We start from the raw sequence: 9,441 nt of genomic DNA, 5'->3' as shown, positions 1-9,441 counted from the left end.
ACTTCTCGATGGAAAACCCGGGTCAGTTCCGGGTGGAAATCAACACTTCAACACCTTAGGGAGAGAAGTTTTGCTATAAGAGGCAACTTCTGTGATCAAAAAGGCAGAACTATCTGCCTCTTATCAGGCGGGAAATGGTCGGAGCGAGAGGATTCGAACCTCCGACCCCCTGCTCCCGAAGCAGGTGCGCTACCAGGCTGCGCTACGCTCCGACCGTAGGTGGGGCAGGTAGCGCGGGCCGGGCGGGATTGCAAGGGGGGTCAGCGCCGGCGGGGGAATATGCGCAGGCGAGTCAGGCGGGGCGGAAAGACGCGCGGGCCGAAGGACGTGCGGGGCGAGATCTGCGCGTCGCCGGCCGCGTCCGAGGTGGTGACGGGGCTCACGCGGCTGTTGCCGCCCGCCTCGCGCCACAGGATGTAGACGCCGGCGGCGGCGATCACGGAAAGGCCGAGGATGGTCATGGCGTCGGGCAGTTCGCCGAACAGGATCCAGCCGTAGAACGCGGCCCAAGCGATCTGGCTGTACTGCATGGGCGCGACGACCGCGGCCTCGGCCGTGCGGTAGGACATGACGTTGACCGCCGCCGCCGCCAGCGCCAGCATCGCGACCGCGCCGGCAAGGCCCAGGTCCGCGCCGGACATCGGGCGGTAGACGAAGGGCAGGGCGGCGCCCGTCACCAGGACGTTGAGGACGATCGGCCACAGGACGAGGACGATCGCCTTCTCCTCCCCGCCCACGCGCCGGGCGATGACCGCCGCGAGCGACCCGCCCGCCGCGCCCAGCAGCGCCGCGGCGTGGCTCCAGGACAGCGCGCCGGCTCCGGGCCGCAGGACGATCAGCACGCCGAAAAGGCCCAGGGCGATCGCGGCCCAGCGGTGCGGGCCCACCCTTTCGCCCAGCAGCGGGATCGCCAGCACGGTGATCATCAGCGGCATGGTGAAGAGCATGGCGTAGACCTGCGCCAGCGGCAGCACGGCGAAGGCGGCGGTGCAGGCGATGGCGTTCAGGCACAGCGCCGCGCTGCGGAGCGCGACCCAGCCGGGATGCGCGGGACGCAGCGACCCGCCGTCGCGGCGCGACAGCAGCAGGATGGTCGCGGCGGGGAAGGACAGCACCGCCGCGAAGAACAGGATCTGGAACGGGGAATACGACCCGCCCAGCAGTTTCAGGATCGCGTCGTGCCCGGCGTAAAGCGCCATGCAGAACAGGCCGAGCGCGGCGCCCCGAAGGTTGGACGCACCCCGCGGGGCCGACGCCACCCGCGGGGCCGACGCACCCCACGAGGCCGACGCCACCCGCCGGCCCGCCGCCGCGCTGGTTCCTGCCCCGCGCTGGTCCCCGCGGGCCATGCCGTCAGGCGAGCGCGCCGAGCGCCTGCACGATGCGGTCGCCCATCTCGGCCGTGCTGACGGGGGTGCCGCCTTCCGCGCCCATCAGGTCCGCGGTGCGGACGCCGTCGGCCAGCACCTGTTCCACCGCGCGCTCCAGCAGGTTCGCGTCCTCGCCCCGGTCGAAGGAATAGCGCAGCGCCATCGCGAACGACAGGATGCAGGCGATCGGGTTTGCCTTGCCCTGACCCGTGATGTCGGGGGCCGAGCCGTGGACCGGCTCATAGAGCGCCTTCGGCCGCCCGTTTTCCATCGGCGCGCCGAGCGACGCCGAGGGCAGCATCCCCAGGCTGCCGGTCAGCATCGCCGCCGCGTCCGACAGGATGTCGCCGAACAGGTTGTCGGTCACGATCACGTCGAACTGCGACGGGCGGCGGACCAGCTGCATCGCGCCGTTGTCGGCGTACATGTGGGACAGCTCGACATCGGGGTATTCGTTGTCGTGGACCCACTGGACTTCCTCGCGCCACAGGATGCCCGATTCCATCACGTTGGCCTTTTCCATCGAGCAGACCCGGTTCTTGCGCTTGCGCGCCAGCTCGAAGGCGGCGCGGGCGACGCGGCGGATCTCTCCGCTGGTGTAGCGCTGGGTGTTGATGCCGACGCGCCCGCCTTCGTTGTCGGGGTTGTTGTCGTCGGGGTGGATCCCGCGCGGCTCGCCGAAATAGACGCCCGAGGTCAGTTCGCGCACGATCAGGATGTCGAGCCCCGCGACGACCTCGCGCTTGAGCGACGAGAAGTCCGCGAGCGCGTCGAAGCACTGCGCGGGCCGCAGGTTCGCGTAAAGGTCCATTTCCTTGCGCAGCCGCAGGAGCCCGCGTTCCGGCTTCACGCTGAAGTCGAGGTTGTCGTAGGCCGGCCCGCCCACCGCGCCCAGCAGCACCGCGTCCGCGGCCTGCGCCTTGGCCATGGTGGCGTCGGTCAGGGGGGTGCCGTGCGCGTCATAGGCGCAGCCGCCCACCAGGTCCTCGTCCACGTCGATGTGAAGGCCGCGGCGGTCGCCGAACCAGTCGATGACCTTGCGGACCTCGGCCATCACCTCGGGGCCGATGCCGTCGCCGGGCAGGATCAGAAGGGAAAACCGGTCGCTCATTCTTGTCCCTCGCGTCGTGTCGATCCTCGCGTAGACGTGGGGTCGGGCGGGGTCAAGTCACGCCGAATTGGGTTGCCAGGCGGGGCGCGGATGGGGCGGGATGCGGGCCCGAGGGCGAGAAACGAGAGGCCAGCGATGAAGACCAGATTTCCGGCCGTGCTGGCCGCGGCGATGGTGGCGGGCAGCATGGCCGGCGCGGGGCGGGCGGACGGCGGCATGACCGTGCAGCTGCCCGACGTGTCGGCCCTGTCCGAGGCAGAGGCGAAGGCCCTGATCGCGCAGCTGGCGCAGGTCAACGTGATCACGTCGAACTGCCCGGGCTACGCGATCTCGGACGGGGAATGGACGCTCGTCACCGGGACCGGCGACCGGCTGGCCGCGCGGCTGGGGCTGGACGCGGCGAGCTATGACCGCGCCTATTACGGGCCGGCGTTCAAGCTGCTCGACGACCCCGGCGCCTGCGACCGGATCGGCCCGACCGCGCGGCCGCTGATCGACCGCCTGGTCCGGATGGGCGGCGACACCACGCCGATTGCGCAGTCCCAGTAGGCCCCGGCGGGCCTACGCGAGCCAGACCTGAAAACTCGCGCGCCCGTCGCCGTTCACGTCGCCCGACAGCATGCACCCGCCCGTGCCGAGGGTGACCCATGCCGCGTGCGCGGCCGGGCGCGCCCGGACCACGCGAAGGCCTGATCGCCCGACGCCGCCAGGTTCGCGTCCATCCCGTTCAGGCCGATGCGGTCCTGGCCGTGAATGGACGTCCATGATCACGTCGGCATGCGCGCCAAGGCCGTTCTGGCCCGCGGCGGACGCGGGACTCGGCGCCCATGCGGCTCTCCGGCTCTCCTCCCCGCCTGACGGGACGGGGTTCGCGCGGCCGGGGCGATTCGGAAGCGGTTCGCGCAAGGGCGCGGCGGGATCTCGCGCCCTGCCCGCCCGTCAGGGCAGGTCGAGGTCCACCCACACCAGCCGGTGCCGCGAGGCGGCGGCCACCGTATCGGCCAGGGCTGCGCCGGGCGCGGGCCACAGGACGCCCGCGCCCCGCACGGTCAGGCCCCGCGCCGGAAGGACGTGGTCCACCCGCAGGTTGCCCGGCCCGTCGGCGGCGGCGAACTGCGCGGTGTCCAGCGCGGGGTCGCCCTTCTGCACGGCGTTCGCCCCGTCCTGCGGCGCGGCGCGCCCGCCCTCGCTTGCCGGGGACGGGTCCTGCACATGGGGGCTGAGCGCGTCCCACGCCTCGCGCCGGCCGTCGCCGTCCACGGGATCGAGGTTGAAGTCGCCGAGGATCACGAACGGGGCATCGGGCAGGTGCCGGGCCCAGAAGGCGATCTCGTCGTGGTTGCGGCGGCCGTTGCGGTCGGTCCGCGGGTCGTCGAAGACCGGGGGCGTGGCGGAAAAGGCCAGCAGGTGCAGGGTCGTCGCGCCCGCGGCGACGGGCACGTTCCAGTGCGCGGTCGACGACAGGCGCTGCACGCCGGCCACCTCGGGCGCGGCCTTCGGCATCAGGTTGCCGGGCTGGTCGCGCCAGAGCGCGGCGGAGTGGTCCGTGACCTTGCCCAGGGCCAGCCGCGACAGCACCGCCATACCGCCCGCGCCGGTGAAGAAGCCGAAGCCCTGCGCGTCGTCCGCCGTCCCGTCGCGCCCGTCGCCGTCAAGGTCGAGACCGGTCGGAACGCCGCTGTTCGGCGGCCCCGCGAACCGGTGGGGGTAGGGGGCGCCCGCCGCGTCCAGCGCCTCGGCGAAGGCCGACAGCGCCGCGCCGTCGTGGTCCCAGTCGAAACCCGTCAGCAGCAGCACGTCGGCGTCGGCGGCGGCGATCACCTGCACGACCGCCGCGACCTGGTCGTCCTTGCCCGACCGGATGTCGCGCAGCAGCAGGCCCGGCCCCTTGCGGGTGAGTTCGGGCGAGAAGGTCGCGACGCGCAATGTCTCGGCGGACGCTGGCGCCGCCAGGGCGAGCGCCAGCAGCCCCGCCCGGATCAGACCCACGGCTGGGACTGCGCGATCCGGTCCTCGTAGCCGCCGATCGCGGGCGACTTCTCGAGCGTGAGGCCGATGTCGTCCAGCCCCTCCAGCATGTTGTGGCGGCGGTGGGCGTCGATCTGGAACGGATACTCCGCCCCGTCGGCGCCCGTCACGACCTGGCGTTCCAGATCCACCGTGATCCGCGCGTTCGCGCCGTTCCCCGCGTCGCGCATCAGCGCGTCCACCGCGTCCTGCGGCAGCACCACCGGCAGGATGCCGTTCTGGAAGCAGTTGTTGTAGAAGATGTCCGCGAAGCTGGTCGAGATCACGGCCCGGATCCCGTAGTCCTTCAGCGCCCAGGGCGCATGTTCGCGCGACGATCCGCAGCCGAAGTTGTCGCCCGCGACGATGATCTGCGCGTCCCGCCACGCGGGCTTGTTCAGCACGAAGTCGGGGTTTTCCGACCCGTCGGCGTTGTAGCGCATCTCGTCGAACAGGTTCTTGCCCAGCCCCGAGCGGTGGATCGTCTTCAGGAACTGCTTGGGGATGATCATGTCGGTGTCGATGTTGACCAGCGGCATGGGCGCGGCGATTCCGGTCAGCGTTGTGAACTTGTCCATGGCGTCCTTTCGGGTGAGAGGTTTCCTGTACTGCCCGCGCGGGCGGACAGGCTTGATGAGAAGGTGGAGACGGGTCGATGTTGCCAGCAGGGTTGTGGACATGCGTGTCGCAGGACTGGACGCCGCAGATCGGGGACCCGGAGGCCACGGGATGGCTGACGGTGCTGGCCTACCTGGTCTGCACCGCGCTGGCCTGCGCGGTCTGGCGCGGCCAGCCGCGCGGACGCGGGCGGCGCTTCTGGGGGCTGCTGGCGGTGGGGACGCTGTTTCTCGCCGTCAACAAGCAGCTGGACCTGCAGACGGCGCTGACCGCGACCGCCCGCTGCCTTGCCCATGCGCAGGGCTGGTACGAACAGCGCCGCATCGTGCAGCTTGCCTTCATCGCGGCGTTCCTGGGCCTGACGGCGGGCGGGCTGTGGATCGGCTGGCGCAGCCTTCGGGGCAACCTGCGCGAAAGCGGGGTGGCGCTGGTCGGCCTTGTGGTGCTGGCGGGCTTCGTCATGGTCCGCGCGATCGGCTTTCACCACGTCGACGTCCTGATCGGGCGGCGGCAGCTGGGCGTCAGCGCGAACTTCGTGTTCGAGAACACGGGGCTCGTGCTGATCGCGCTGAACGCGGCCGCGATCCTGTCGCGCAGGCGCGGCCGCGCCGCAGGCGTCACCGGGCGCGGCTGACCGCGCCGGGTGCCCGGCCGGATCGGTGATGGCAGCCATCGCCGGTCAGGCCGAAACGGCCTGCACGTCGCGCACGTCGACCAGGTGTCCCGCGATCCCCGCCGCCGCCGCCATGATCGGCGACATCAGGTGCGTGCGCCCGCCGCGCCCCATCCGCCCCTCGAAATTGCGGTTCGAGGTCGCGGCGCAGCGTTCGCCCGGCGCGAGCTGGTCGGGGTTCATGCCCAGGCACATCGAACAGCCCGCAAGCCGCCATTCGAACCCGGCGTCCATGAACACCTGGTGCAGCCCCTCCGCCTCGGCTTGGGCGCGGACGAGGCCCGATCCCGGGACGACCATCCCGCGGACGTTCGGGGCGAGGTGCTTGCCGCGCAGCACCTCTGCCGCGGCGCGCAGGTCCTCGATCCGGCCGTTGGTGCACGATCCGATGAACACCGCGTCGATCGCGATGTCGGTCAGCGGCGTGCCGGGGGTCAGGCCCATGTAGTCGAGCGACCGGCGCGCGGCCTCGACCTTGCCGCCGGTGAAGTCCTCGGGGGCGGGGACGCGGCCGGTGATCGGCAGCACGTCCTCGGGCGAGGTGCCCCAGGTCACGACCGGGGCGATGTCCTCGGCCCGGATCGTCACGACCTTGTCCCAGTGCGCGCCCTCGTCCGAGGCAAGCGTCCGCCACCACGCGAGCGCCGATTCCCACGCCTCGCCCGCGGGCGCGTGGGGGCGGCCCTTCACATAGGCGAAGGTGGTCTCGTCGGGCGCGATCAGCCCGGCCCGGGCGCCGCCCTCGATCGCCATGTTGCAGACGGTCATGCGGCCTTCCATCGACAGGCCGCGGATCGCCTCGCCGCAGTATTCGATGACGTGGCCGGTGCCGCCGGCGGTGCCGGTGTGGCCGATCACGGCAAGGGTGATGTCCTTGGCGGTGACGCCCGGGCGCAGCCGGCCCGTGATCTCCACCTTCATGTTCTTCGACTTCTTCTGGATCAGCGTCTGGGTGGCGAGGACGTGTTCCACCTCGGACGTGCCGATCCCGTGCGCCAGCGCGCCGAACGCGCCGTGGGTCGCGGTGTGGCTGTCGCCGCAGACGACGGTCATGCCGGGCAGGGTCCAGCCCTGTTCGGGGCCGACGATGTGGACGATGCCCTGCCGCACGTCGTCCATCGGGTAGTAGTTGACCCCGAACTCGCGCGCGTTCCTGTCGAGCTCGGCCACCTGCACCCGGCCTTCCGGGTTCTCGATCCCGTTCACGCGGTCGGGGGTGGTGGGGACGTTGTGGTCGGGAACGGCGATGGTGCGTTCGGGCGAATGGACGCGGCGGCCGGCCATGCGAAGCCCCTCGAACGCCTGCGGGCTCGTCACCTCGTGGACGAGGTGGCGGTCGATGTACAGCAGGCAGGTGCCGTCGGGCTGGCGGTCGACGACATGGGCGTCGAAGATCTTGTCGTAGAGCGTGCGGGGGCCGGTGGTGTCGGCTGCGGAATTGGCTGTCATGGCTTGGCTTCCGGTATCAGGCAGTTGGACGGGCCGCCGAGCGGATCGGCGGCGGCGATCGGACCCGCGCCGTCAGCCCCGGGCCGTGACCCTCAGGCATTCGCCGAAGAAGCGGCCCGGCAGCCGCACCCGGTCGTGGATGTCGAAGTAGATGAAGCCCATCATGCGTTCTTTGTAGCGCCGCCGCCGCCGCCGGGCAAGGTCGGCGTCAGTCGTCCGCGCCGTCGTCCCAGCCCGTGAACTCGACCGGGAACGAGCGGCAAAGCGTGTTCGCGACGGTGCAGTTGGCGATGGCGCGGGTGACGATGGCGGTCGCGTCGCCCTCGCCGCCCGCGGCCCGGCAGCGGACGCGGACGGTCGCGCGGGTGGCGACCAGCGGCTCGCCCCCGAGGGTCAGGGTCACGCGGATCGCGGCGTCCTCGACCTCCAGCCCAAGCGCATGGGCGGCGTAGTGCAGGTCGTTGCCGAAGCAGCCGCCGAGCGCGAGAGCCAGAAGCTGCGCGCCGTTGAAGCCGAGGCCCCGCCCGCCCGCGCGCCCCTCGGGCCGGTCCACGACGATGTGGTGCCCGCCCGCCCCGCCGGTCATGGCGGCGGTCCCGGGCAGCGTTGCGACGTCGGCCGTGATTCGCACCGTCCACACTCCGGCACGGACGCCGCATCGTATCACGCCTTGCCCGGCGGCACTTGCGACAGGCGCGGCGGCGGTGTTGTGATCGTCCTGCAGGCAGGCGCGGGGGAAAGGGGGCGCACGGGATGGACAGGCTGAGCCCCGCGGTCGTCGATGCCGGACGCAGCCTGTGGTCGCAGGTCAGCACCTTCCTTGAACTCATGCTGCTGCCGTGGCGGCTGTGGCAGCTGCTCGGGATCGTGCTGCTGATCGGCGCGGCGCAGGTGCTGCGGTCGCTGATCCTGCCGCGGCTCGACGCGTGGCTGCGGTCGCGCAAGGGTTGGCCCAAGTGGCGGCTCAGGGTGGGGCTGTTGATCCGGCGGCGGCTGCGCGCGATCCTGTTCGCGGCGCTGGCCTGGGGGGTCGTGTGGCTCATGCGGGCCGAGACCTGGCCCTCGCGCAGCCAGCTCATCGCGCTCGCCGCGTCGATCGCGACCGCGTGGGTGGTGATCGAGTTCGGGGTCCGCGTCCTTGCGAACCCCTTTTTGCGCCGGATCGTGCGCTGGGGCGCGTGGGTCTGGGCCACGCTGTATTTCCTGGGCCTGCTGGCGCCCGCGCGCGCGGTGCTCGACAGCATCGCGCTGGACGTGGGGAACTACCGGCTGTCGCTGCTGACGGTGCTGCGCGCGGTCGTCGTCGCCGGGCTGCTGCTTGCGCTGACGCGGCTGGCGTCGCGTCTGATATCGGGCAGCCTTGCCCGCAACGCGGACCTGTCGCCCTCGGCGCGGGTGCTGATCTCGAAGCTGGTGCAGGTGGTCCTGTTCGCGCTGGCGGTCGTGATCGGGCTGCAGGCGCTGGGGCTGGACCTGACCGGGCTCACGCTGTTTTCCGGCGCGATCGGCGTGGGGCTGGGGTTCGGGCTGCAGAAGGTGGTGTCGAACCTCGTCAGCGGGATCATCATCCTGCTGGACAAGTCGATCAAGCCCGGGGACGTCATCAGCCTGGGCGACACCTTCGGCTGGATCGACGCGCTGGGCGCGCGCTATGTCAGCGTCGTGACCCGCGAGGGCAAGGAATACCTGATCCCGAACGAGGACCTGGTGACGGGGCAGGTCGTCAACTGGTCGCACACCAACGACTACGTCCGGCTGGACCTGAACTTCCGCGCCTCGTACCACGACGACCCGCACCTGGTCAGCCGGCTGGCGATCGAGGCCGCGACCCGCGTCCCGCGTGTCTGCGCGGACCGCCGCGCTGTCTGCTGGATCACCCATTTCGGCGAAAGCTCGGTCGAATACCTGCTGCGCTTCTGGATCACCGACGCGCAGCAGGGGCTGACGAACGTGCGCGGGCAGGTGTTCCTGGCGCTGTGGGACGCGTTCCGCGAGCACGGCATCACGATCCCCTTCCCGCAGACCGAGGTGCGGATCCTGCACGACCGGGAAACCGGGACCACCATCTCTGCCGACGAGCCATCGGCCGCCGACCGCGCGGCGTCGCGCAGGGCCGCTTCGGTGCCCACGGAGTGATCCCCGCCCCGGCCCGTCGGCCGGGCGCCGCTGGGTCCGGGCCGCCGTTTCGCCGCTTCATTGAAAAGCTGCCGGGG

At 71.4% G+C, this 9,441-nt stretch carries 9 protein-coding genes and 1 tRNA gene; 3 read left to right on the top strand and 7 right to left on the bottom strand.

The features are described 5' to 3' along the window. Positions 1–135: 135 nt before the first annotated feature. From ELI80_RS12105 to leuB, 3 genes are all read right to left on the bottom strand, one after another. A tRNA-Pro gene (locus tag ELI80_RS12105) sits at positions 136–212 on the bottom strand. A gap of 48 nt (positions 213–260) precedes the next feature. Continuing rightward, positions 261–1,349, bottom strand: coding sequence for a DMT family transporter (locus tag ELI80_RS12100; RefSeq protein WP_136652171.1), 1,089 nt, complete (start codon positions 1,347–1,349; stop codon positions 261–263). Positions 1,350–1,353: 4 nt separating this feature from the next. Beyond that, entirely contained in the window at positions 1,354–2,481 is a 1,128-nt protein-coding gene (gene leuB, locus ELI80_RS12095; protein ID WP_136652170.1) for a 3-isopropylmalate dehydrogenase, read from the bottom strand. A gap of 135 nt (positions 2,482–2,616) precedes the next feature. Here leuB and ELI80_RS12090 point away from each other — a divergent pair, with 135 nt between their 5' ends. After that, positions 2,617–3,030 (top strand): hypothetical protein, encoded by a 414-nt coding sequence (locus ELI80_RS12090; protein ID WP_136652169.1) that lies wholly within the window; start codon positions 2,617–2,619, stop codon positions 3,028–3,030. Between the two features lie 390 nt (positions 3,031–3,420). Here ELI80_RS12090 and ELI80_RS12085 read toward each other — a convergent pair whose 3' ends face one another. Both ELI80_RS12085 and leuD read right to left on the bottom strand, forming a co-directional pair. Continuing rightward, positions 3,421–4,470 carry an endonuclease/exonuclease/phosphatase family protein gene (locus tag ELI80_RS12085; protein ID WP_136652168.1) on the bottom strand — a complete coding sequence of 350 codons (1,050 nt, stop codon included), beginning with the start codon at positions 4,468–4,470 and terminating at the stop codon, positions 3,421–3,423. Then, positions 4,461–5,066 (bottom strand): 3-isopropylmalate dehydratase small subunit, encoded by a 606-nt coding sequence (gene leuD, locus ELI80_RS12080; RefSeq protein WP_136652167.1) that lies wholly within the window; start codon positions 5,064–5,066, stop codon positions 4,461–4,463. Before leuD ends, ELI80_RS12085 begins: the two co-directional genes overlap by 10 nt. A 104-nt stretch (positions 5,067–5,170) precedes the next feature. On the opposite strand from leuD, the gene ELI80_RS12075 reads away from it, so the two are divergent. Continuing rightward, positions 5,171–5,740 carry a hypothetical protein gene (locus ELI80_RS12075; protein ID WP_236641471.1) on the top strand — a complete coding sequence of 190 codons (570 nt, stop codon included), beginning with the start codon at positions 5,171–5,173 and terminating at the stop codon, positions 5,738–5,740. A 45-nt stretch (positions 5,741–5,785) separates the two neighbouring features. Here the strand turns inward: ELI80_RS12075 and leuC are convergent, their stop codons facing one another. Both leuC and ELI80_RS12065 read right to left on the bottom strand, forming a co-directional pair. Continuing rightward, complete coding sequence (gene leuC, locus ELI80_RS12070) at positions 5,786–7,228, bottom strand: 3-isopropylmalate dehydratase large subunit (protein WP_136652165.1); 1,443 nt, start codon at positions 7,226–7,228, stop codon at positions 5,786–5,788. A 208-nt stretch (positions 7,229–7,436) separates the two neighbouring features. Next, positions 7,437–7,859 (bottom strand): OsmC family protein, encoded by a 423-nt coding sequence (locus tag ELI80_RS12065; protein ID WP_201740625.1) that lies wholly within the window; start codon positions 7,857–7,859, stop codon positions 7,437–7,439. Between the two features lie 122 nt (positions 7,860–7,981). Between ELI80_RS12065 and ELI80_RS12060 the strand changes: the two genes are divergently transcribed. Beyond that, positions 7,982–9,364: a mechanosensitive ion channel family protein gene (locus ELI80_RS12060; protein ID WP_136652164.1), complete on the top strand. Its 1,383-nt coding sequence runs from the start codon at positions 7,982–7,984 to the stop codon at positions 9,362–9,364. Positions 9,365–9,441 lie beyond the last annotated feature (77 nt).

It is taken from the genome of Paracoccus aeridis (assembly GCF_004923205.2).
GTDB classification, from domain to species: Bacteria; Pseudomonadota; Alphaproteobacteria; order Rhodobacterales; family Rhodobacteraceae; genus Paracoccus; species Paracoccus aeridis.
Note: the sequence above shows the minus strand (reverse complement) of the source record. Positions and strands in the feature narration are given on the sequence as shown.

What these genes read in the sequence shown, in the direction of transcription:
- ELI80_RS12100 (WP_136652171.1), bottom strand. Translation starts at nt 1,349, where the DNA reads ATGGCCCGCGGGGACCAGCGCGGGGCAGGAACCAGCGCGGCGGCGGGC.
- leuB (WP_136652170.1), bottom strand. Translation starts at nt 2,481, where the DNA reads ATGAGCGACCGGTTTTCCCTTCTGATCCTGCCCGGCGACGGCATCGGC.
- ELI80_RS12090 (WP_136652169.1), top strand. Translation starts at nt 2,617, where the DNA reads ATGAAGACCAGATTTCCGGCCGTGCTGGCCGCGGCGATGGTGGCGGGC.
- leuD (WP_136652167.1), bottom strand. Translation starts at nt 5,066, where the DNA reads ATGGACAAGTTCACAACGCTGACCGGAATCGCCGCGCCCATGCCGCTG.
- leuC (WP_136652165.1), bottom strand. Translation starts at nt 7,228, where the DNA reads ATGACAGCCAATTCCGCAGCCGACACCACCGGCCCCCGCACGCTCTAC.
- ELI80_RS12060 (WP_136652164.1), top strand. Translation starts at nt 7,982, where the DNA reads ATGGACAGGCTGAGCCCCGCGGTCGTCGATGCCGGACGCAGCCTGTGG.